The following is a 20541-nucleotide window of genomic DNA, read 5'->3' on the forward strand; positions in this document are numbered from 1 at the left end:
CCCCCTCGTGAACATCCGCACTCTCTCCGCCCTCGCCGCCGGCGCGCTGCTGGCCGCCACCACCGCGTGCGGCGCCCAGTCCCTGGACGACGGCGGCAAGGCCGCCCCCGCGGACGGCGGCGCGGCGGCGGTCACGCTCGACCAGGCCCCCACCGAGGAGAAGGCGGCCGACGTGATCAACGCCATCACCCCGGACCAGGCGCTCGCCGCCAAGGCGCCGGCCCGCCTGAAGACGCAGGGCCTGAAGGTCGTCACGTCCGTCGGCTACCCGCCCATGGAGCTGTACGCGAGCGACGGCAAGACGGCGATCGGCTTCGACCCGGCGCTGGCCAGGGCCATCGCCAGGAAGCTCGGCGCCAAGGTGACCATCTCCGACGAGGAGTTCAACTCCCAGATCCCCGGCGTGCTCACCGGCCGCTACGACTTCGTCATCTCCTCGATGAGCGACACGCCGGAGCGGCAGAAGCAGGTCACGTTCGTGGACTACGTGCAGGCCGGCGCCGGTCTGCTGGTCAAGAAGGGCAACCCGGCCAAGATCGGCGGCCCGGCCGACCTGTGCGGCAAGACGGTGTCCGTCGTCGACAACGGCTCGTCCATGGAGCTGGCCGAGCAGTACGACGCCGACTGCAAGAAGGCCGGCAAGCCGGCCGTGAACATCCTGAAGTTCCCCGGCGACCAGGAGGCTCTGATCCAGGTCACCGGCGGGCGGGCACAGGCCACCATCACCGACTACGTGGTGGCCGCCAGCAAGGCCGCCGACCCCAAGCTGGAGGTCGAGGCGATGGCACTGGAGGGCACCGAGAGCCCGTGGGGCATCGGCATGAAGCCCGACGACAAGGAGCTCGTCGACGCGGTGAAGGGCGCGCTCGACTCCCTCATCACCGGCGGCGAGTACGCCAAGCTGCTGACTGCGTGGAACCTGGACAAGCTGGCCGTCCAGTCCGCTGTCGTCAACGGCGGTAAGTGACCATGCGCACGGAACCCTTCACCGGGCCGTCCGGGGAGCATGTCCCGGTCGCCAGGACGCGCCACTGGGGCCGCCTGGCGGCCGCGGCCGTCGTGACGGCGATCGCCGGCTGGCTGGTCTACCTGGTCGTGGTGAACCCGCGCCTCGACTGGGGCAAGGTCGCCGAATACCTGTTCAACGACCGCATCCTGGCCGGGGTCTGGGTCACCATCGAGATCTCGGTGCTGGCGACCGTGCTGGGGCTGGTGCTCGGCGTCGCCGTGGCGATCATGCGGCTGTCGCACAACCCGGTGCTCAGCGGGCTGGCCACGCTCTACATCTGGTTCTTCCGCGGCACGCCGGTGCTGGTGCAGCTCATCTTCTGGTACAACCTGGCCTTCCTGTTCCCCGAGCTGGTGCTCAAGGTGCCGTTCACCATGATCGGCGTCAAGTGGGACACCAACGAGGTGATGACCGGGTTCACCTCGGCCATGCTGGGGCTCGGGCTGAACCTGGCGGCGTACTTCGCCGAGACCGTGCGGGCCGGCATCCAGGCCGTCGACCACGGCCAGACCGAGGCCGCGTACGCGCTGGGCATGACCCCGGCCAAGCGCATGCGCGTGATCGTGCTGCCGCAGGCGCTGCGGATCATCATCCCGCCCACCGGCAACGAGTTCATCTCCATGCTGAAGACCACCTCGCTGGTCTACGTGGTGGCCGGGCACGACCTGATGACCAACGCCAGCCAGATCTACAAGGCCAACAACCTGATCATGGAGCTGCTCATCGTGGCGAGCCTGTGGTACATGCTGATGACCGCCGTCGCGACCTTCCTCCAGGGCCGCCTGGAACGCCGGTTCGGCTCCGAGGCCGTACGGCTGGTCCGCGGCGGCGGGCTCGCGGCCCGGATCCTGCCGAAGGCGGCGGCGTGAGCCCCGTCGTGCACGCCACGGGCGTGCGCATGGGCTTCGGCGACACGCAGGTGCTCAACGGCGTCGACTTCACCGTCGCGCCGGGCGAGGTGAGCTGCGTGATCGGGCCGTCCGGATCGGGCAAGTCGACCTTCCTGCGCTGCGTCAACGGGCTGGAGCCGGTGCTCGGCGGCAGCCTGCGGGTGCTCGGCGAGGAGGTCGGGCACAGCCTGCGCGACGGCCGCTACCGGCCGTGGACGCCCAAGGAGTTCGCCGTCTTCCGCCGCCGGATCGGCATGGTGTTCCAGCGGTTCAACCTGTTCGCCCACCAGAGCGCCCTGGAGAACGTGGCCTGCGCCCCCGTCCACGTCCTCGGGGTCTCGGCGGAGCGGGCGCGGGCGACCGCGATGGAGCACCTGGAGCGCGTCGGCCTGGCCGCGCACGCGCACAAGCGGCCCCACCAGCTCTCCGGCGGCCAGCAGCAGCGGGTCGCCATCGCCAGGGCGCTGGCGATGAGCCCGGAGCTGATGCTGTTCGACGAGCCCACGTCCGCGCTCGACCCCGAGCTGGTGGACGAGGTGCTGGAGGTCATGCGCGGCCTGGCCGCCGACGGCATGACGATGGTCGTGGTCACCCATGAGATCGCCTTCGCCAGGGAGGTCGGCGACCGGCTGGCCTTCTTCGCCGACGGGGTCGTGGTCGAGAGCGGCCCGCCGGCCGAGCTGCTGGCCAACCCGGGGCACGAGCGGACCAGGGCGTTCCTGTCCAGCGTCCTGACCCAGGACCGCCCCTGACGCGAGGGGGCTCCGCCCGCCGGAGCCCCCTTCCCCCTTCTAGCGCGCGCTGAACTCCTGCTGGCGCGCGCTGTAGTGCAGGAATCCGGCCGTCTGCGTCGCGACGACGAGCAGCGAACCCGCGATCAACGCCAGCCACAGGCCCCGCAGCCCCCACGCCCCCGCCGCCGGACCCGCCACGGACGCCAGCAGGCCGTTCCCCAGCACGGCCGACCCCAGCGTCCAGGACGACCGCCTGAGCGCCGTCAGCCCGGCCGACATCACGATCGCGCAGTGGTCGGCCAGGGCGTGCACCACCGACAACGGCACCAGCCCGACGGCGACGGCGAGCACGGCGGCGTCCGAGGTGAACAGCCCGAGCACCGCCTTCCCCAGCAGGACCAGCACCAGCCCGCCGGCCAGCACACCGGCGGCGGCGATCGTCAGGGCCGCCCGGTTCAGCCTGCGGGCCTCGCCCGGCAGGGCCGCCCTGGCGATCTCCGGCGTCGCGGCCTGCGCGACCGCGACGGCGGCCAGCCCGAGGAATCCGTGCAGCGACAGCAGGATCGCGTGCGCGGCCGCCCCCTGCGCCCCGGTCCGGGCGGCGGCGTACGTCACCCCGCCCATGACCGCGAACTTCAGGACGAGCGTGGCCGACATCGGGACGCCCACCCGCGCCATCCGCAGGATCTCCCGCCACCGCGGGCGGCCCGGCCACGGCGACCGCCCGGCCAGCTCGGGCAGGCGCAGCAGCAGCGTGTTGGACACGGCCACGGCCACGGCGGTGGACGCCACCAGCGCCACCCCGCTCCCTTGGACGCCCATCCGCGGCACCAGGGCGAGCTGCAACACCACCCCCGTGGCCGTGCTCGACAGGCTCGACCAGAGCACCAGGCGGCCGCGTCCGAGCGCGACCAGCACGCCGCCGGCGCCGCTGCCCGCCGAGTACAGCAGCACCTGGAGCGCCAGCAGCGGCGGCAACGCCCCGAACTCGGCCACCACCTCGCCCGGCGCCCCGCCGATCCGCGCGATCACCGGGACGCCGAGCATGACCCCCGCGCCGGCCGCGCCGAGACCGGCGGTGAGCCACCGCGCGTCCTTCAGGACGAGCAGCGCCTCCGCCGGACGATCCCGGCAGGCGGCGACGAACGGCGCCATCCCCCGCAGACCGCCCGACACCGCGGCCGTCACGGGGGTGAGCACAGCGTTGACCAGCGCGAAGGCCGCCAGCTGGGCCGTGGCCTGGCGGCCGAGGAGGGAAGTGGTGACCAGCTGGGCGACGATCCCGGCGCTCATGGACAGGAACAGCGGGACGGCCGCGGCGAGCAGCGTGCGATGAGGTGTGGAGGACATGACATGCAAGATCCCGGGAGCGCCTGCCCGCCGGGATGCATGATCATTATATCGGTCCGCCGCCCACCGTGTCCGCCCCTTCGCGGCTCGGCCGGTTCAGCCGAACCTGACCTCCAGCCTGATCCGCTGGTTGGTCCCGCTCTGCTCGAAGTCGGCGGTGACCTGCGGGCCGACCGGGGTCATCGTCCTGGACCGGCCGGCCGAGTTCACCACCTTGCCGCGCACCACGTACGCCGCCGCGCCGGCGGTCGCGTCCGCCGCGTCTGCGGGGCCCGGCGCGCAACCGAGCACCGCCCCGCTCGGCCGGGCCGTCCGCGGCTGGGGCGGTGGGCGGGCCTCGGCTACAGTGGGGAGAAGAAGGTGCACAAGCAACCACGATTCAGGGAGGCAGGGCCCGTCGCGGCGGGCTCGTTGTTTTGAGAGGTCTGACGAGCAGTCCGGGACAGGACGAGACCGGGGCCGTGTGGCGTGGCGCCCCCTACCCGGTTCTGGTGGTGGACACCGCGGGTGTCATCGTCCAGGCCAACGACGCGGCGCTGCGGCTGCTGCCCGGGGCGGTCCCCGGCGCGGCGCTGGTGGACAGCGCTCCCGCCTGGCTCTCCCGCGCCCACACCGCCACCACCCCTCTCCCTGACGTCGCCCTTCCCGAGACTGTCCTTCCCGTGCGCGGTTCCATCGGGGCGGCCACGTTCGAGGCGCGTCCGGTCCGCGACGGCGACGTGATCGCCTGGTGGCTGGCCGACACCACCGACCTCGACCGCGCCACCCAGGCCCTGCACCTCGAACGCGAGCGGACGTCGTTCCTCGACAAGGCCTCCAGCGAACTGCTGTCCTCGCTCAACCTCGACCGCTGCCTGGAGGTGACCGCCCGGCTGGCCGCCCGCCACCTGGCCGACGCCGCGCTGGTCATCCTGCCGCCCTACCGGCGCCGGCACCCCATCGCGTACTGCGGGCCGGACGGCGTCGTCGTCCGCGAGGAGCTGGCCGTCGATCCCGAGGCCGTGCCGGGTCTGGCCGAGGCGCTGCAGGGCTACCCGCCGCTGCCCTCCCGCTGGATCGACCCCGCCGCCGCCCCCGGCTGGCTGGCCCGCGACGGGCTCGACGAGATCGGCTCGATGGTGGTGACCGCGCTGCCCGGCCACGGCGTCCCGGCCGGGGCGCTCGTGCTGCTGCGCGGCAGCGGCCAGGCGTCCTTCTCCGACGGCGAGGAGGTCTTCGCGCGGCTGTTCGCGGCCCGCGCGGGGGCCGCGATGTCGGCCGCCCGCCTGTACGCCGAGCAGGCCGGCATCACCGAGACCCTCATGCGCGAGCTCCTGCCGCCCCGCGCGCGGAGCCTGCACGGCGTCGAGGTCGCCGCCCGCTACCGTCCCTCGGAGCACACCGCCCGCGTCGGCGGCGACTTCTACGACCTCCACCCGCCCGCCGAGCCCGGCCAGGAGTCGCTGGTGGTGCTCGGCGACGTGGCCGGCAAGGGCCTGGAGGCGGCCGTGCTCACCGGCAAGATCCGGCACACCCTGCAGGCCCTGCTGCCGATGGCCGGCGACCATCAGCGCGTGCTCGAACTGCTCAACGGCGTGCTCATCAAGGGCGGCGACCGTTCCCGTTTCGTCACGCTCGTCCTGGCCTCGATCCAGCGGGCCGGCAACCGCGTCCTGCTCCGGGTCACCAGCGCCGGGCACGCGCCGCCGCTCGTCGTGCGCGGCGACGGGCGCGTCGACGTGGCCAGCACCAAGGGCACCCTCATCGGCATGCTCGAACGCGTCACGAGCGTCACCGACACCGTGGTCCTCGAACCCGGCGAGACCTGCCTGCTCTACACCGACGGCATCACCGAGGCCATGGGCGGCCCGCTCGGCGACGAGATGTTCGGCGACGAGCGGCTGCAGGAGGAGTTGCGGCAGTGCGGCGGCATGCCGCCCGAGGCGATCACGGAACGTGTGGAGATGTTGTCGTCCCAGTGGGTAGGGGGTGGCGATCACGATGACATGGCCGTCATCGCCATCACCGCGCCGCGCGGGGCACATCTGAGCGCGGTGGGAGGACAGGGACGGGGAAGGTTCACCGCATGACGCACGCAGACGGACTCTCCGCCTGGCGCGAAAAACTCTGGGACGCCGCTGTCGCCGGCGACGAGTACGCCGCCACGGACGCCGCGCTCGCCGCGCTCGACCAGGACATCTCGCTGGAAACCCTGCTGCTGGACGTGGTCGCCCCCGTACAGGCCCGCGTCGGCCAGGAGTGGGAGAGCAACCAGATCACCGTGGCGCAGGAGCACACCGCCACCGCCGTCAACGAGCGGGTGCTGGCCGCGCTCGCCCACCACCCCGCCGCCCGCGCCGCCGCCGCGAACGGCCCGGCACTCGGGCGCATCGCCGTCGCCTGCATCGACGGCGAGTGGCACGCCATGCCCGCCCGCATCCTGGCCGAGGTACTGCGGCTGCGCGGCTGGCGGGTCGACTACCTCGGCGCGCAGGTGCCGACGCCCCACCTCATCACCCACCTCCACCGCACGGCCTGCGACGTGGTGGCGCTGTCCAGCTCCATCCCCACCCGGCTGCCCGGCGCCCACGCCGCCATCACCGCCTGCCAGGCGACCGGCACGCCGGTGATGGCCGGCGGCGCCGCGTTCGGACCGGACGGCCTCTACGCCCGCCTCCTCGGCGCCGACGCCTGGGCCGCCGACGGCGCCGCCGCCGCCGACCGGCTCGCCGCCGGCCCGCTGCCCCGCCCCGTCGCCCCGCGCCAGGCCGTGGACGACCTGCCGCACCTGGACGACCAGGAGTACACCATGGTCAGCCGGTCGGCCCGGAGCCTGGTCAGGGACGTCATGGGCGGCCTGGAGGAACGCGTCCCGGCGATGGCGGACTACACGCCGCAGCAACGCCGGCACACCGCCGAGGACATCCTGCACATCGTCGAGTTCCTGGCCGCCGCGCTCTACGTGGACGACCCCGGGCTGTTCACCCGGTTCCTCACCTGGACGGCCGGCGTCCTGACCGCGCGCGGCGTCCCGGCGGGCACGCTGCTGCCGGCTCTCGACCTGCTGGGCAGGCGGCTGGAGGATTTCCCGCGCGCCTCGGCCCTGATCACCCACGGGCGCGACGCCGTGCGCGCCGCGGCCTCCCCGACCGACGCAACCCCGCTCCCCGGCCACGGAAAGATCGCATGACCGCCTTCGCCCCCGACCCGCTGACCCTCGTCCAGGCCACGCCCCACCCGGGGGTGCTGCGCGTCGCCATCACCGGCGACCTGGACTACAACACGGCGCGAGAGCTCCTGACCACAGCCCTCGCCGCGCTCGCCGACGGCGGCCTGACCGACCTGCACCTCGACTTCGACGGCCTGCACTTCTGCGACTCCAGCGGCCTGTCGGCGCTGCTGATGATCCACCAGCACGCCGTGACGGCCGGCACCCGGCTGCACCTGGAGCAGCGCCCCCGGGTGCTGGAGCGGCTGCTGGACGTCAGCGGCACGTACGAGCACCTCACCGGCGCCCCGGCCGCCGTCACCCAGCGCTCCTCCACCCAGGACTGACCCCCGTTTCCGCCCGCTGTGACCGGGCCGGCCGGTTCAGCCGGCCGCGGCCCGGCCGGCGGTGTCGCCTCTCGTGCGGCGCAGGGTCGCCGCCCCGGCCACCGCGGCGGCCACCGTGTCGCCCATGGCGATGTGGTCGGCCAGCCCCGTACGCCGCATCATGTTGGCGCAGATCGGCGGCGGCGCGGCCACGGCCAGATCGCCGCCGGCGTCACGCGCCCGCTGCCACAGCGCGATGACGACGGACAGCCCTGTCGAGTCGAAGAACTCGATGCCCCTGAGGTCGAGCACGACCATCGGCGCCGCACTGTCGCCGTTCCCGCTGTTCCCGCTGTTCCCGTCGTCGTGGCCGCCGGTCACGACGCCGAGCGCCCATTGCCGGAACTCGGGTTTCTGCATGAAGTCGAGCTCCCCGCTCAACCCCATGACCAGGCACCCGTCCGCCTGTCTCGTCTCCGCCCGCAGCCGGGGCCCTCGCCAGCTCGTCTCGTCTGCTCCGCCGTCGATGCCGCTCACCTCCCGGTGGTTCCTCTTCTACCCGGCCGATCCCCGGCCACGCCGCCGCCTTGGAAGAAGCGTACGCATCCCAGGTGCCGGGTGCCGCCCACTGGAGCGATACGGGGTCAGATGTCCGGTATGAAGCCGTGATGCCGGTAGGTTGGCCGACCATGGACGACCTCCGACGCCCGTTCCGCGCCCGCCCGCCGAAGCCCCGCACCGGCCGGGGACGTACGCTCGCCTGTCTCCTGCTGGTGAGCTCGGCAGTCGCCGGGACGAGCGGATGCGGCGCCACGGCCACGACCGCCGCCCCCTCCTCACCCTCCCCCGCCTCGTCCTCCGTCCCCTCCTCGGGTTCCGCGAAGGCGACGGACGCCGCCCCGGCGGCGACGGCGAGCGCCGGCGCCTCCGCCGGCCAGGCGCTCCCCGCCCCCGGCGCGCCGCTCCCCACCGACCCCGCCCGCCTGGCGACGGCCCTCCGCGACACGACCACCGCCCTGAACGCCGCCATCGACCGCTGGCGCCCCTCGACGGGCGCCCCGCCGCGGGACGTCGAACTCCTGGCCCTCTACCAGCAGCGCCTCTACCGCCACGCCGCCCGCCACCGCGCTCTGGCTGACCGCGCCTTCGCCCGCCTGCCCGCCGCCCTCGCGGCCCAGGCCAAGGACAACGTCAGCGCCCTGCGCGGACTGCTCGCCCTGACCCGGCCCATCAAGCCGTCCGCCGTGTTCAAGGTCCAGGCGGCCCGCCCGGCCGCGGAACTGCTCGGCCACTTCAAGCGGGCCGAGCGCCGCTTCGGGGTGGAATGGGAGGTGCTGGCGTCGGTGATGTTCGTCGAGACCAAGTTCGGACGGGTCCGCGCCGACAGCCACGCCGGAGCCCAGGGCCCCATGCAGTTCATGCCGGCGACCTGGCGCGCGTACGGGTTGGGCGGCGACGTCCAGAACCCCCGGGACGCCGTCATGGGCGCGGCCAACTACCTCCACGCCAGCGGCGCGCCCCGCGACTACCGGCGGGCCCTGCACGCCTACAACCCGTCCCAGACGTACGTGGACGCCGTCCTCCTGCACGCCCGGCAGATGCGCCGCGACCCGCGCGCGTACTACGCGTACTACAACTGGCAGGTCTTCGTCCTCACCACAGCAGGCGAACGCCGCCTGACCGGCCCGAAGTGACCCCACCCCCGACCGCCTGCTCCCGGCCGCGCTACCGGACCGGGTGTAGTCCGGCAAGGGACGGGTGTTCCTGGTCTGGACGTGGCGTTCCACCGCTCCCATGGCCTTCAGGATCGGGAGGCGGGCCAGGGTGTCCCGGACGCCTCGGCCGCCCTCGGTTCGCGGCACCATGAGCCGGACGTTCGGGCCGATCTGCTGCCTCCTGGCCACCAGCGGACGATGGACGGCCTCGTACCGCGCGAAGGCGACACGGTGATCACCACCGGCGGCGGCGAGCTCCCCCGCCAGCCGGTACGCCCCCACCAGGGCCAGCTCCGCGCCCGCCCCCGAAGCCGGCGAGGCGCACCAGGCGGCGTCGCCGACGAGCACGACGCGGCCCTCCGACCACGAGTCCATGTGCACCTGGCCCAGCGCGTCGAAGGAGAAGCCGGGGTCGGCCAGGGCCGAGTCGAGCAGCTCCCGGGTACGCCAGGACGTCTCGCCCCCGAACGTCCGGCTCACCAGCCGCTTGTGCTCGGCGACGTCCCGGTGGTCGTAGTCCAGCGGCGCCGAGCGGAAGACGAAGTACGCCTTGGCCCGCGTGTGGTTGCCCGACCGGTAGATGCCGGCCATGCGGCCCGGCGTGTTGAACATCGTGACCCAGCGGTCCTCCCCGAGCGCGGCGTCGGCGTCGGCGAAGGCGAAGTAGTGGTCCTTGTGCCGGACGAACTCCTCCTCCGGCCCGAAGGCCAGCCGCCGCGTGTGGGAGTGCATGCCGTCGGCGCCGACGACCAGGTCGAACGTGCGGGCGGGCGCGTGCTCGAAGGCGACCCGCACACCCCGCTCGTCCTGGTCCAGGCCCCGACATCGACCCCGCCGTCGTCACGACGCTTCTCGGCCGGACCGCCCTGGCCGTCGCCCGCGCCCAGCCCCTTCACCGGCCCTCGCCGACGCCTACCTCACCGTGTTGCTGGACGGCCTGCGCCCCACCAGGTGACCGCCCGGCTCGCCTGCCGCGTCACTACTTGATGCAGTATTCGATCTTCGCGGCGGCCATCGTGATATTGACGACCCGCTTGCCCAGCCACTTGTCCTGGAAATCACAGAAGTAATCCCAGGTGCCATCGCTGTAGTCGATGTAACCCGACCAGCCGCCGGGCTCCAGCTTGTAACCCTTGGAATTGAGCGAGTGGTCACCACTGCAGTTCTGGCTCCAGCGGCCGATGGTGCCGTCCGACTTCCAGTACTTGTAGACCAGGTAGCTCGACTGGCACCAGGCCGACGCCGACGCGGCGGCCGGGCCGGGAGTGGCCACGATCGTCAGAGCCGCGCAGGTGGCGGCCGCCGTGGCGAGCAGTTTCCTCGTCCGCTTTCCCGTTCCGAACATTTCTCGTCCTCTCCGGCCGTGCGGAACCACGGCGACATTTCACCGGGCCCTGTTCGCCCCGATGACGGAGAGCCTGCCCCACCTGGAACACACGCCACAATGCCTTTTAGCCCAGGCTAAAAGGGCCGCACCTGACCGACGCGGCAAAGAGCAGTGAGGAGGCAAGAGAAATGCCGATTCCAGAACATTCCTGAACGCCATCCCCACGTCATTCTTGGTATTCACTTCAACAGCCGGCTTCCATCCCACCGGCCTGCGAAGGGCGGCCAACCGCGTCAACCAGGTCCGGGAGTATCGGCGAAGCACACGCCGGTCTGCCCCCTGGTCGCGGCAGGACCCTAGAATCGGCGGTCGAACACCGATCCGAGTAGGGCTGGGGGCGGAGCGTGGAGCCGAGCGGTGCGCCGGCCGACTGGCGGTCGCATCGCCCCGCCGTGTTCGGGGCGGCCTATCGGATCCTCGGCAGCGTCGCCGAGGCCGAGGACGTGACGCAGGAGGTCTGGCTGCGTGCCGCCGCGGCCGACCTGTCCGGCGTGCGTGACCTGCGGGCCTGGCTGGTGACCGTGGCCGCCCGCGCGTCCTACAGCGTGCTCGGGTCGGCGCGGGTCCGGCGGGAGTCCTACGTCGGGCCCTGGCTCCCCGAACCGCTGCTGACCGTGCCCGACGCCGCCGCTCAGGTGCTCGTGGACGAGTCGGTGAGCACCGCGATGCTGGTGGTCATGGAGACGCTCACCCCGGCCGAGCGCGTCGCGCTGGTGCTGCACGACGTCTTCGACTTCCCGTTCGCCCGGATCGCCGAGGTGCTCGGCAGCACGCCCGCCGCCGGCCGCAAGCTCGCCTCGCGGGCGCGGGCGCGGGTCGCCGCGGTCAAGGAGCGGCCCCGGGCGTCCAAGGCCGAGACCGAACGCCTGCTCAGGGCGTTCAAGGCGGCCGCCGACGCGGGGAACCTGGCTGAGCTGGTCGAGCTGCTGCACCCCGAGGCCGTCTACGTCGCCGACGGCGGCGGCAGGGTGACCGCCGCGCGCAGGCCGGTCCACGGCGCCGGGACGATCGCCCTGCTGGCGGTCCGGCAGATCGAGATCAGGCGTCCCGACGCGTTCCAGATCGTCGAGGTCAACGGGCAGCCGGCCCTGGCGACCTACCGCGGCGGCGAACTGGTCTGGCTCGACACCGTGGAGATCGCCGACGGACGGATCACGACGTTGCGCAGACTGGCCAATCCCGAAAAGTTCCCCCACATCGGTCACATCTGAGCCCGCTGTCTTGTCTCCCTGCCGCCCCCGGATCACCAGGGGCGAGACTGAGAGAGGACGACACAATGGCACACGTTGTGATCATCGGTGGCGGTTTCGCGGGCGTGTGGAGCGCGGCGGGCGCGGCGCTGGCACGCGAACGGGCGGGCGGCGCCGCTGACCTGCGCATCACGCTCATCGCCCCGAACGAGCACCTGGTGCTGCGGCCACGCCTGTACGAGCCGGAGCCCGACCTGGCCAAGGTGGAGCTGCGCAGGATCCTCGGGCCGATCGGCGTCAGGCACCTGCGCGCCTCGGTGAGCACGATCGACACCGGCCGCCGCACGGTGGTGGCCGACGGCGTGGAGATCGGCTACGACCGCCTGGTGCTGGCGGCAGGCAGCCGGCTGGTACGGTCCCGCGACCTGCCCGGCGCCGAACGGCTCTTCGACATCGACACCCTCGACGGGGCCCGGCGGCTCACCGGCTTCCTGCGTGACCGGGAGGACTTCACGGCGGTGGTCGTCGGCGCCGGGTTCACCGGCCTGGAGGCCGCGACCGCGCTGGCCGTCCGGGGCCGGGTGCTGCTGGTGGACCGGTCGCCGGTGGTCGCGCACCAGCTCGGCCCCGGCCCGCGTCCGGAGATCGAGGCGGCACTGGACGAGCTGGGTGTCGAACGCCGTCTCGGGACGACGGTGACCGAGGTCGGCGAAGGGTACGCCGTCCTGTCCGACGGCACCAAGGTGGAGGCGGACGCGGTGGTCTGGTCGGTGGGGATGCGGGCCAGCGAGCTCACCCGGCAGATCTCCGGCGAGCTCGACCACCTCGGCCGGATACCGGTGGACCGGTGGCTGCGCGCGCTCCCCGAGGTGTTCGCCGCCGGGGACACCGCGGCGGCGGCGTTCGACGCCGAGCACACGGTCATGCAGGCGTGCCAGCACGCCACTCCGCTCGGCAAGGTCGCCGGGTACAACGCGGCGGCCGACCTGCTCGGTGTGCCGCCGCGCGACTTCATCCCCGGCCCGTACGTCACCTGCCTGGACCTCGGCGACGCCGGCGGGATCTTCACCCGGGGCTGGGACCGCAGGGTGATGGCCTCGGGCGCCGACGGCAAGGACATCAAGGTACGGATCAACCAGGCGATCCACCCGCCGGTCGACGACGCGGCGAAGATCCTCGCCGCCGCCGACCGCGTACGCATCGAGCTGCCCTTCTTCCCGCGCGACGAGGAGACCGCCGGCTGACCCCCGTCCTCCACCGGAACGCGGCGGTCCTTGCGCCGCCGCGTTCTCCTAGGCGACGGCTTCGTCCAGAGCGCGGAAGGAGATCCGGGTCGCGGCCAGGTCGGGATCGCGGACGTACTTCTTCGCCTCGGACTCCGGAACCACCCGCCGGTGCCGGATCTCGAACTCCGGCGCCCATTCCTCAAGCCGGACGTCCGCACGCCAGTAGGAGCGGACGAGGACCAGACCGAGTTCGCGCCCGCGCACGCATTCGCTGCGGGAGTACCCGAGCAGGCGGCTGCCGATGACCGTGACGCACGCTTCTTCGAGCATCTCCCGGCGCAGGGTCTCCTCGATCGTCTCCGTTCCTTCGGGCCGCCCGGCGGGGAAACCCCAGTGCTCGCCGTCGTGACTGATGAGGACCAGCTCATCGGCGGCCGTCACGCAGACCCCGGCGGCGCCGTTGGACCTGCCCTCCTGCGGGTCGTCGACCGGGTGCCAGGACACCAGCCAGTCCTGGCCGTTCGAACGCACGGGCATGCGCTCCCCGTCACGAGCAGGGACGAAAGTCGGCATACACCCCTCCTTGGACACCTGGACATCGAAGACGGCATTCGGGCTACTCGGAAGCCCCTTTCCCGGCGGCCCGTCCGACCGCATGGCCGTAGAGGAAGGTGGAAACTCCTGCGGCGACCATCTGCCGGAGCGCGTCCTCGTTGTGCAGGTCCGCCCGGTCGGTGAGGTTGTCGGCGGAGATGAGCAGCATCAGGTGCCCGGCCGCGCGAGCGGGGTCGTCGATCGTGAGGGCGCCGCGCTCGGCGATCCGGCGCAGGCGTTCGGCCAGTTCGCGCCGGGTACGGCCGGGGCCGGTCTCCTGCCAGAGCTTGAGCGCGGCCGGCGGGATGTGCTCGGTCTCGGCGTTGACCTGGCGGATGAGCGCGAAGTGCGGGGCCAGGTCGGAGGTCAGCACGCCGAGCCAGGCCAGCCCGAAGTCGATCAGGTCGCGTTCGAGATCGATCACCTTGGTCAGGTGGCGGTCGATGATGTCGACCATGGTGTCCGCGACCCGTTGCGTGCTCTCCTGCATCACCGCCTGGAACAACTCGGCCTTGTCGGTGAAGTGGTTGTAGATGGTGCGGTTGGACACCCCCGCCTCGGCGGCGATCGCGTCGAGCCCGGCGCGCATGTAGCCGTCGCGGGCGAACAGGGTCAGCGCCCCGGCCATGATCGCCCGGCGCTTGTCCGGCTGGCCGACCGGCTTCCTTCTCTCGGTCACGCTCCCCGACCCTAGCCGATTACACCGACACTTGCATTCATTACACCGATCGGCGTAGCTTCTACACCGATCGATGTAACGCCCTTCGACCAAGGAGACGTCAATGACCAAGATCGGCATCGTGGTCGGCAGCACACGCCCCGGCCGCCGCGGCCGCGCCGTCGCCGAGTGGGTGGCCGAGGTCGCCGCGCGGGAGCAGCCGGCGACCGGCTTCGAGATCATCGACCTCGCCGACTTCGGCCTGCCGCTGCTGGACGAGCCGCATCCGCCGGCGTCCGGCCTGTACGGCAACGCGCACACCGTCCGCTGGGCGGAGACGATCGCCGGCTACGACGGGTTCGTGTTCGTCACGCCGGAGTACAACCACTCCATCCCCGGCGCCCTGAAGAACGCCCTGGACTTCGTCTACGCCGAGTGGCACGACAAGGCGGCCGGCTTCGTCGGCTACGGCCTGCACGGCGCGACCCGCGCGGTCGAACACCTCCGGTTGATCCTGGCCGAGCTGAAGGTCGCCACCGTACGCAGCCAGGTGGCGCTGTCCCTGCACCACGACTTCACCTTCTCCGCCCCCACCGAGCCGGGCGACCTCACTCCCGCCCCGCACCAGCACGCCGCCCTCACCGCCCTGCTGAACGACGTCGTCGCCTGGTCACGGGCGCTCGAACCGATCCGCCAAGGAGTTCCGGCATGACCTCCGTGATGTCAGAGACCGCTCTCGACGACCTGGCCGACGCGATCGCCACCGGCGCGACCGTCGCCGGGCTCGGCGAGTCCACCAGGTTCGCCCACGAGACCTTCGAGGTGCGCGACCAGCTCTTCCGCCGCCTCGTCCGCAGGCACGGCTTCCGTGCGCTGGCCGTGCAGGACGACGCCTCCGTCGGGGCGGCCCTCGACGCGTACGTCACCGGCGGCGCGGGCACCGCGTCGTCCGCGCTGGCCGGCGCCTGGCGGCCCTGGCGCACCGCTGAGATGGCTGCCGCGCTGGAGTGGGTCCGCGTTTCCAACGAGGACCACCCGGACGACCAGGTCCGGATCTTCGGCGTCAAACCCGCCCAGGCGCGGCCCGCCGACTACGACGCCGTCATGGAGCACGTTCGCCGGGCCGCCCCGCACCGGCTGGCCGAACTGGCCGCGCACCTGGAGCCGATCCGTACCGCACATGAGATCGACGAGCACGTGCAGCGGGCCAGAGGCCTGCACCCGGGCCGCCCCTTCGCCGAACACGCCCGCGACGCCCTCGCGATCGTGGAGCAACTGCCCGGCGACCCCGTCCTGGAGCGCATGCGCCTCATCGCGGACTTCCACCGGCGCAGCGTCGCCGGCCGCGACGACTATGCCGGCGACGCCCGGACCTGGGCCGGCACGATCGTCGGCCACCAGCACCGGACCGGCCGCCGCGTGGCCTACTGGGACGGCATCGCGCACACCGCCGCGGCTCCGGCGACCCTGGGCCTGGCGCATCGACGCGGCCCCCAGCCCACCGTCGGCAGCGTGCTGCGCGATCACTACGGCACCGGCTACGTCTCCGCGGCGATCGGCTTCCACCACGGCGACCTCGGCGCCGTCACCGTCCCGGAACCGCCCTCCGACTGGCTCGACGCCCGCCTCGGCGCCACCGGCCAGGCCGCCCACTGGCTCGACCTGCGTGCCGGCGGGATGGACGGCCCGATGAAAGTCCGCGTCATCAGCGGCGTCTACGACCCTTCCAGGGACGCGGCCGAACACCTCGCCGTCGCCTCCCTGCCCGCCGCGTTCGACGTGCTGGTCCACCTGCGCGAGGTGTCCCCCGTGCGCCGGCTGACGGCGTAGAGACGAGCCGGCTCACCACTCACGCGGAGGTGACGCACACCACACGGTCACAGCGTCACAGGATCCCGGGGAGCGGAGTCTCCATGGACACCACCCGCCCAGTACGAAAGGAAGTCCAACCCATGAACGAGCACACGTCACAGCCGAAGGTGGCCCTGATCACCGGCGCGAACAAGGGAATCGGCCGCGCGGTCGCCGAACTGCTGGCCGCACAGGAGGTGACCGTCCTGATCGGCGCCCGTGACGCGGGCCGCGGCGAGGAGACCGCGGCGGCGATCCGCGCCACGGGAGGCGACGCACACGCGCTCGAACTGGACGTCACCGTCCCCGCCACCGCCCAGACGGCCGCCTCCTGGATCGACGACCGCTTCGGCCGCCTCGACGTGCTGGTCAACAACGCCGGCGTCACCGGATCGGGCCAGGCCGCGCCCCAGGACGCCCTCGACCGCGTCCCCAGCGCCGTGGACGTGGAGCTGGTCCGCGAGGTGTTCGACACCAACGTCCTCGGAGTGATCAACGTGACCAACGCGGTGCTCCCGCTGCTGCGGCGATCCCCCGCCGCCCGGATCGTCAACCTCTCCAGCCACGCCGCTTCGCTGGCGCTGACCGCCGAGGTCGACGGGCCCTTGTCGGGGCTACCGTCAGCGGCCTACTCGCCGTCCAAGGCCGCGCTGAACGCGCTGACCCTGCAGTACGCGAACGAGCTGCGCAAAGAGAACATCCTGGTCAACGCCGCCGCCCCTGGTTACGTCGACACCGACATCAACGGCCACAGCGGCTTCCTCACCCCGGCGCAGGGCGCGGCCGTGGTGGTGCGCCTGGCCACCCTCGGCGAGGACGGCCCGACCGGCGGCTTCTTCAGCGAGGACGGCCCACTGCCCTGGTGACGCTCCGGCAGGAGGACGCGGCCGTCCGAACTGGTCACGAGCGGGCGGTCGCCGCCATGGTGGCCGCGGTCAGCGCGGCGAGCAGCGCCCATGCCGGCGCGAAGCTGCCGGTCAGATCCGTGAGCAGGCCCAGCACGGGCGGCGCCAGGACGATCGCCACCTGGCTGACGGCCATGGCCAGCCCGAGGACGGATCCGGTGTGGTCCGGCGGCGCCGATTCGGCGACGTAGGCGACCCAGGGGCCGTACCAGCCGATTCCGAAGAAGCCGAGCCAGACGAACAGCAGGCACGCCGCGACGGAGGATCGGCCGACGGGGGTGGCCAGCACGGTCATCCCGATGATCACGGCGGCCAGGCAGGTCAGGACGCAGGCGTAGCGGCCGGACCTGTGCCGGTCGCTCCACGCCGCCAGGCAGATGCGGCCCAGCGCGCCCGCGCACTGGACCGCGACGTAAACCAGGGCCGCCGAGGCGGCGTCCATGGACGCCACCTCGTGCAGATACAGCACGGTGAGAACGCCCACGCCGCTGTGCACCGACACCATGCTCGTGCCGGACAGGACGATCTTCTTCAGGTACGGTTCGCGCAGCCGCCCCAGCCGCACGCGGGACACGGCCGGCACCGCACGCCGGTCCGGTGGTCGGCGGTCCGGTGGGCGGCGGTCCGGTGGGCGGCGGCAGAAGGTCATGAAGACGACGGCGCCCGACAATGCGACGAGCGCGCCGGCCACGAGCGTCGATCGCCAGCCGAAGCGCGTCGCCAGCGCGGGCAGCGCGAACGCGGCGAGGACGCCGCCGAGCGGAAGCCCCGCCTGACGGATGCCCATGGCCAGACCACGCTGCGAAGCATCGAACCAGGACGCCACCGACTTACTCCCGCCCGGCTGAACGGCGCTGTACCCGGCCCCGACGATCAGCAGGACGACGACCAAGGAGACGTACCCCGGAGCGGCGCTGCCGGCGGCCAGCGCGGCGGCGACCACGAGAGCGCCGATCCCGACGACCCAGCGTTCGTCGTGGCGGTCCAGCAGCCGTCCCGCCACGAGCAGTCCGGCAAGTGGAAGCAGCTGAGCCGCCGACTGCAGCAGGCCCAGCTGGGTCGTGTTGAGCCTCAGGTCTCGTTGCAGGTGGACGCTCATCGCGCCGATGCCCTGCACGAAGAACGCGGCCGCGGCCTGCGTGAAGGTCGCGGCCCCCAGAATCATCCAGCGGTATCGCGACGCCCTCACGGCTTCCAGCACAACAGGGGGTCGGGGTGGTCGGCGAAGCCGAGTCGCCGGTAGAGCGGTTCCGCCTCGCGGGAGGCGGTGAGATCGACCCGGACGGCGTCCCGGTCGCGGAACCAGTCGAGCAGACCGAGCATGATCGCCCGGCTGTGCCCGCGCCGCCGGTACGACGGGTCGGTGACCATGCCGATGACGTGGCCGATCCTCCCGTTGCGGGAGTGGGGGCCGGGGAACCACTGTTCGATCGTGCCGATGCCGCAGGCGGCCAGGCCGGTGTCGCCGTCCACGACCAGGATCCGGCAGTCGGGTTCGGCCAGCTTCTGCCTGAAGATCCGGGCCAGCGCGTCGCGCCAGTCGTCGTCGGCGTCCGCGGGGTGGAAGAAGTCGTCGCCGAGGTCGTCGAAGAGCAGCGCCCGGAGGCGGACGAGTTCCGGAACATCCTGCTCCGTTGCTGTTCGCGTCATGACGTACAGGCTGATGTAATGACCTTGTGCACCTCAACCCTTACGGCGCGGACGTGGTGAACTTCGCCGCGGAACTGGCGAACCGCCCACCGGCGAGCGCCGACGAACTCGCCCACCGCTGCCGCACGGCCGGTCTGGTGCTGGAACGCCCGGTCGAACCGTCGGATCTCGACCAGACCCTCGCCGTCATCGCCGCCTGGACGAACGTCGTCGACGCCACGGGCGAACGCGAGAAGGCCAAGCTGGTCAACGAGATGCTGGCCCGGTCGGCCGCCTACCCCCGGCTGACCGACCACGCCCACGGCTGGCACCTGCACTATCGCGACGACCTGCAGCCGCTCGGCGCGGTGCTGTTCGCCCTCATCTCGGTCGGCACGGCGATGCACCTCGTCAGCCGGGGCATGGACCGGCTCGGACGGTGCGCTGCCACCGGTTGCGACACGATCTTCGCGGACACCTCACGCACCGCACGTCAGCGCTACTGCTCCCCCTCGTGCGCCAACAGAGACGCAGTACGCCGCCACCGCGCCCGCCACTCCACACCTCCCAGCTGACCGACCGGCGGGCAAGCGCAACTACCGCTCCGGCGAGGGCCACTACGACGATCCCTCCACCCGAGCCGAGCGTCCCCGGCCGGCTTGCCCCCTTCGCACTCACACCCGGGCCAGTGAGCCACTTCAAAGGCAGGCCGAGCGCCCTCACCTGCTCGCTACAAACCGGCCGAACCAACACCGTCCCTCCCCCGCTCGGTGTGCGCGACAGTCCTCGAACACGGCTTCGCCGCGAGGTTGTGGCACCCTCAGCGCCCTGCTGGTGCACGTCTTCAACCGCCGCCCCTCACGAGCCCTCCCTCGGCGCCATCTCCTGAGCTCGGACAGACTCCTAAAAGTCAGTCACCTGACTAACTATCGGAGCGCCAGTCGTGCTACGTTCTCATCAGTCAGTCAGCCAACTAACTCTCTCATCGAGGTGTTCATCATGATCGTTGTCACGGGAGCCACAGGGAATGTCGGCCGCACGTTGGTCCGCATCCTCGCGGAGGAGAGCCATGAAGTGACCGCCGTCTCCCGCCGCATCACCAATGGCGACGTGCCGCCCGGCGTCCGCACGGTCGCCGCCGACCTCTCCCAGTCGTCCGCCGACATGCCTTCCGCGCCGGATGCGGTCTTCCTCCTCGTCGGCGGGGACCTGATGATGGCCGGCGACCCCGCCCGGGTCGTCGCCCAGTTCGCGGACGCCGGGAAGATCGTCCTGCTCTCTTCCCAGGGAGTGGCCACCCGCCCGGACTCCTTGTCACACGGGCGGGCCTTCGCCGCCTTCGAACAGGTCGTCATGGAGTCCGGTACCGACTGGACCATCCTGCGCCCCGGCGGCTTCGCCTCCAACGCCTATGCCTGGGCATCGTCCGTCAAGGCGACCCGCACGATCGCCGCGCCCTTCGGCGAGGTCGGCCTCCCGGTCATCGACCCCGACGACATCGCCGCCGTGGCCGCCGCCACCCTGACCCAGCCGGGCCACACGAAGGCGATCTACGAGCTGACCGGCCCCACGCCAACCACCCCACGCCAGCGCGCGGCCGCCATCGGGGACGCGATCGGCGAGCCCGTCGCCTTCATCGACCAGACGCGGGAAGAGGCCCTGGCCCAGATGCTCACCTTCATGCCCGCCCCGGTGGCCGACACCACCCTCGACATCCTCGGCACCCCCACCCTGCGCGAACAGACCGTCAGCCCCGACGTCCAGAAGATCCTCGGCCGCGCCCCCGCCACCTTCGCCGACTGGGCCAACCGCAACACCGCAGCCTTCCGCTGACGGCATGTACCTCTGATCTCCAAGGACACGGCTGCCCCGAAATGGACGCCCCGCGAG

22 protein-coding genes and 1 pseudogene are annotated in these 20541 nt (G+C 72.2%); 14 read left to right on the forward strand and 9 right to left on the reverse strand.

Annotation, left to right across the window (positions count from 1 at the left end; genetic code table 11):
* Window positions 1–7 precede the first annotated feature (7 nt).
* From ABT158_RS13900 to ABT158_RS13910, 3 genes are read left to right on the forward strand one after another with little or no spacing between them, the layout of a single operon-like run.
* Entirely contained in the window at window positions 8–967 is a 960-nt protein-coding gene (locus ABT158_RS13900) for an ABC transporter substrate-binding protein (protein ID WP_352353099.1), read from the forward strand.
* Window positions 968–969: 2 nt separating this feature from the next.
* Window positions 970–1878 (forward strand): amino acid ABC transporter permease, encoded by a 909-nt coding sequence (locus tag ABT158_RS13905; protein WP_352353100.1) that lies wholly within the window; start codon window positions 970–972, stop codon window positions 1876–1878.
* 29 nt (window positions 1879–1907) lie between these two features.
* Window positions 1908–2651 carry an amino acid ABC transporter ATP-binding protein gene (locus ABT158_RS13910; protein WP_352353147.1) on the forward strand — a complete coding sequence of 248 codons (744 nt, stop codon included), beginning with the start codon at window positions 1908–1910 and terminating at the stop codon, window positions 2649–2651.
* A gap of 39 nt (window positions 2652–2690) precedes the next feature.
* Here ABT158_RS13910 and ABT158_RS13915 read toward each other — a convergent pair whose 3' ends face one another.
* Both ABT158_RS13915 and ABT158_RS13920 read right to left on the reverse strand, forming a co-directional pair.
* The gene (locus ABT158_RS13915) at window positions 2691–3983 is read right to left on the reverse strand and encodes a hypothetical protein (RefSeq protein ID WP_352353101.1); all 1293 of its coding nucleotides are present in this window, start codon (window positions 3981–3983) and stop codon (window positions 2691–2693) included.
* Between the two features lie 96 nt (window positions 3984–4079).
* Entirely contained in the window at window positions 4080–4349 is a 270-nt protein-coding gene (locus ABT158_RS13920; RefSeq protein WP_352353102.1) for a hypothetical protein, read from the reverse strand.
* Between the two features lie 125 nt (window positions 4350–4474).
* On the opposite strand from ABT158_RS13920, the gene ABT158_RS13925 reads away from it, so the two are divergent.
* Genes ABT158_RS13925 through ABT158_RS13935 form a run of 3 tightly spaced genes read left to right on the forward strand, consistent with a single transcriptional unit; the run spans window position 4475 to window position 7517 of the window.
* On the forward strand, window positions 4475–6052 hold the full coding sequence (locus ABT158_RS13925) for a PP2C family protein-serine/threonine phosphatase (RefSeq protein WP_352353103.1): 1578 nt from the start codon (window positions 4475–4477) through the stop codon (window positions 6050–6052).
* Complete coding sequence (locus tag ABT158_RS13930) at window positions 6049–7152, forward strand: cobalamin B12-binding domain-containing protein (RefSeq protein ID WP_352353104.1); 1104 nt, start codon at window positions 6049–6051, stop codon at window positions 7150–7152. Before ABT158_RS13925 ends, ABT158_RS13930 begins: the two co-directional genes overlap by 4 nt.
* Complete coding sequence (locus ABT158_RS13935; protein WP_352353105.1) at window positions 7149–7517, forward strand: STAS domain-containing protein; 369 nt, start codon at window positions 7149–7151, stop codon at window positions 7515–7517. The genes ABT158_RS13930 and ABT158_RS13935 overlap by 4 nt, the downstream gene beginning before the upstream one ends.
* 36 nt (window positions 7518–7553) lie before the next feature.
* On the opposite strand, the gene ABT158_RS13940 is transcribed toward ABT158_RS13935, so the two are convergent.
* A complete protein-coding gene (locus tag ABT158_RS13940; protein ID WP_352353106.1) occupies window positions 7554–8033 on the reverse strand; it encodes an STAS domain-containing protein in 480 nt (159 codons plus the stop codon).
* Between the two features lie 152 nt (window positions 8034–8185).
* Here ABT158_RS13940 and ABT158_RS13945 point away from each other — a divergent pair, with 152 nt between their 5' ends.
* The gene (locus ABT158_RS13945) at window positions 8186–9190 is read left to right on the forward strand and encodes a lytic transglycosylase domain-containing protein (protein WP_352353107.1); all 1005 of its coding nucleotides are present in this window, start codon (window positions 8186–8188) and stop codon (window positions 9188–9190) included.
* 276 nt (window positions 9191–9466) lie between these two features.
* Here ABT158_RS13945 and ABT158_RS13950 read toward each other — a convergent pair.
* Together ABT158_RS13950 and ABT158_RS13955 are read right to left on the reverse strand one after the other, a co-directional pair.
* Window positions 9467–10027 (reverse strand): annotated as a pseudogene (locus ABT158_RS13950) (FAD-dependent monooxygenase); the annotation flags it as partial.
* A 163-nt stretch (window positions 10028–10190) separates the two neighbouring features.
* Window positions 10191–10556, reverse strand: coding sequence for a hypothetical protein (locus ABT158_RS13955; RefSeq protein ID WP_352353108.1), 366 nt, complete (start codon window positions 10554–10556; stop codon window positions 10191–10193).
* Window positions 10557–10942: 386 nt separating this feature from the next.
* On the opposite strand from ABT158_RS13955, the gene sigJ reads away from it, so the two are divergent.
* Together sigJ and ABT158_RS13965 are read left to right on the forward strand one after the other, a co-directional pair.
* Window positions 10943–11809, forward strand: a complete 867-nt coding sequence (gene sigJ, locus ABT158_RS13960; protein WP_352353109.1) for an RNA polymerase sigma factor SigJ — start codon at window positions 10943–10945, stop codon at window positions 11807–11809.
* Window positions 11810–11874: 65 nt separating this feature from the next.
* Entirely contained in the window at window positions 11875–13032 is a 1158-nt protein-coding gene (locus tag ABT158_RS13965) for an NAD(P)/FAD-dependent oxidoreductase (RefSeq protein ID WP_352353110.1), read from the forward strand.
* A gap of 48 nt (window positions 13033–13080) precedes the next feature.
* Here the strand turns inward: ABT158_RS13965 and ABT158_RS13970 are convergent, their stop codons facing one another.
* Window positions 13081–13587: an NUDIX hydrolase gene (locus ABT158_RS13970; protein ID WP_352353111.1), complete on the reverse strand. Its 507-nt coding sequence runs from the start codon at window positions 13585–13587 to the stop codon at window positions 13081–13083.
* Window positions 13588–13630: 43 nt separating this feature from the next.
* Window positions 13631–14287 (reverse strand): TetR/AcrR family transcriptional regulator, encoded by a 657-nt coding sequence (locus ABT158_RS13975; protein ID WP_352353112.1) that lies wholly within the window; start codon window positions 14285–14287, stop codon window positions 13631–13633.
* Window positions 14288–14390: 103 nt separating this feature from the next.
* On the opposite strand from ABT158_RS13975, the gene ABT158_RS13980 reads away from it, so the two are divergent.
* The 3 genes from ABT158_RS13980 (at window position 14391) to ABT158_RS13990 (ending at window position 16983) form a co-directional block, all read left to right on the forward strand.
* Window positions 14391–14978, forward strand: a complete 588-nt coding sequence (locus tag ABT158_RS13980) for an NADPH-dependent FMN reductase (protein WP_352353113.1) — start codon at window positions 14391–14393, stop codon at window positions 14976–14978.
* Entirely contained in the window at window positions 14975–16096 is a 1122-nt protein-coding gene (locus tag ABT158_RS13985; protein WP_352353114.1) for an erythromycin esterase family protein, read from the forward strand. The genes ABT158_RS13980 and ABT158_RS13985 overlap by 4 nt, the downstream gene beginning before the upstream one ends.
* A gap of 122 nt (window positions 16097–16218) precedes the next feature.
* Entirely contained in the window at window positions 16219–16983 is a 765-nt protein-coding gene (locus ABT158_RS13990) for an SDR family oxidoreductase (RefSeq protein ID WP_352353115.1), read from the forward strand.
* A gap of 34 nt (window positions 16984–17017) precedes the next feature.
* On the opposite strand, the gene ABT158_RS13995 is transcribed toward ABT158_RS13990, so the two are convergent.
* Entirely contained in the window at window positions 17018–18211 is a 1194-nt protein-coding gene (locus ABT158_RS13995; protein WP_352353116.1) for an MFS transporter, read from the reverse strand.
* Window positions 18208–18672 carry a GNAT family N-acetyltransferase gene (locus tag ABT158_RS14000; protein ID WP_352353117.1) on the reverse strand — a complete coding sequence of 155 codons (465 nt, stop codon included), beginning with the start codon at window positions 18670–18672 and terminating at the stop codon, window positions 18208–18210. Before ABT158_RS14000 ends, ABT158_RS13995 begins: the two co-directional genes overlap by 4 nt.
* 26 nt (window positions 18673–18698) lie before the next feature.
* On the opposite strand from ABT158_RS14000, the gene ABT158_RS14005 reads away from it, so the two are divergent.
* Entirely contained in the window at window positions 18699–19226 is a 528-nt protein-coding gene (locus ABT158_RS14005) for a CGNR zinc finger domain-containing protein (RefSeq protein WP_352353118.1), read from the forward strand.
* 424 nt (window positions 19227–19650) lie between these two features.
* Window positions 19651–20484 (forward strand): SDR family oxidoreductase, encoded by an 834-nt coding sequence (locus ABT158_RS14010; RefSeq protein WP_352353119.1) that lies wholly within the window; start codon window positions 19651–19653, stop codon window positions 20482–20484.
* Window positions 20485–20541: the final 57 nt, after the last annotated feature.

This window comes from Nonomuraea sp. NPDC001636 (assembly GCF_040298265.1).
In the GTDB taxonomy this organism is placed as follows: domain Bacteria; phylum Actinomycetota; class Actinomycetes; order Streptosporangiales; family Streptosporangiaceae; genus Nonomuraea.

Bases quoted from the DNA above. Each gene is read 5' to 3' on its own strand.
- ABT158_RS14010 (WP_352353119.1), top strand. From the start codon at position 19,651: ATGATCGTTGTCACGGGAGCCACAGGGAATGTCGGCCGCACGTTGGTC.
- ABT158_RS13985 (WP_352353114.1), top strand. From the start codon at position 14,975: ATGACCTCCGTGATGTCAGAGACCGCTCTCGACGACCTGGCCGACGCG.
- ABT158_RS13970 (WP_352353111.1), bottom strand. From the start codon at position 13,587: ATGCCGACTTTCGTCCCTGCTCGTGACGGGGAGCGCATGCCCGTGCGT.
- ABT158_RS13945 (WP_352353107.1), top strand. From the start codon at position 8,186: ATGGACGACCTCCGACGCCCGTTCCGCGCCCGCCCGCCGAAGCCCCGC.
- ABT158_RS13910 (WP_352353147.1), top strand. From the start codon at position 1,908: ATGGGCTTCGGCGACACGCAGGTGCTCAACGGCGTCGACTTCACCGTC.
- ABT158_RS13935 (WP_352353105.1), top strand. From the start codon at position 7,149: ATGACCGCCTTCGCCCCCGACCCGCTGACCCTCGTCCAGGCCACGCCC.
- ABT158_RS14000 (WP_352353117.1), bottom strand. From the start codon at position 18,672: ATGACGCGAACAGCAACGGAGCAGGATGTTCCGGAACTCGTCCGCCTC.
- ABT158_RS13990 (WP_352353115.1), top strand. From the start codon at position 16,219: ATGAACGAGCACACGTCACAGCCGAAGGTGGCCCTGATCACCGGCGCG.
- ABT158_RS13905 (WP_352353100.1), top strand. From the start codon at position 970: ATGCGCACGGAACCCTTCACCGGGCCGTCCGGGGAGCATGTCCCGGTC.
- ABT158_RS13955 (WP_352353108.1), bottom strand. From the start codon at position 10,556: ATGTTCGGAACGGGAAAGCGGACGAGGAAACTGCTCGCCACGGCGGCC.
- ABT158_RS13965 (WP_352353110.1), top strand. From the start codon at position 11,875: ATGGCACACGTTGTGATCATCGGTGGCGGTTTCGCGGGCGTGTGGAGC.
- ABT158_RS13915 (WP_352353101.1), bottom strand. From the start codon at position 3,983: ATGTCCTCCACACCTCATCGCACGCTGCTCGCCGCGGCCGTCCCGCTG.
- ABT158_RS13980 (WP_352353113.1), top strand. From the start codon at position 14,391: ATGACCAAGATCGGCATCGTGGTCGGCAGCACACGCCCCGGCCGCCGC.
- ABT158_RS13930 (WP_352353104.1), top strand. From the start codon at position 6,049: ATGACGCACGCAGACGGACTCTCCGCCTGGCGCGAAAAACTCTGGGAC.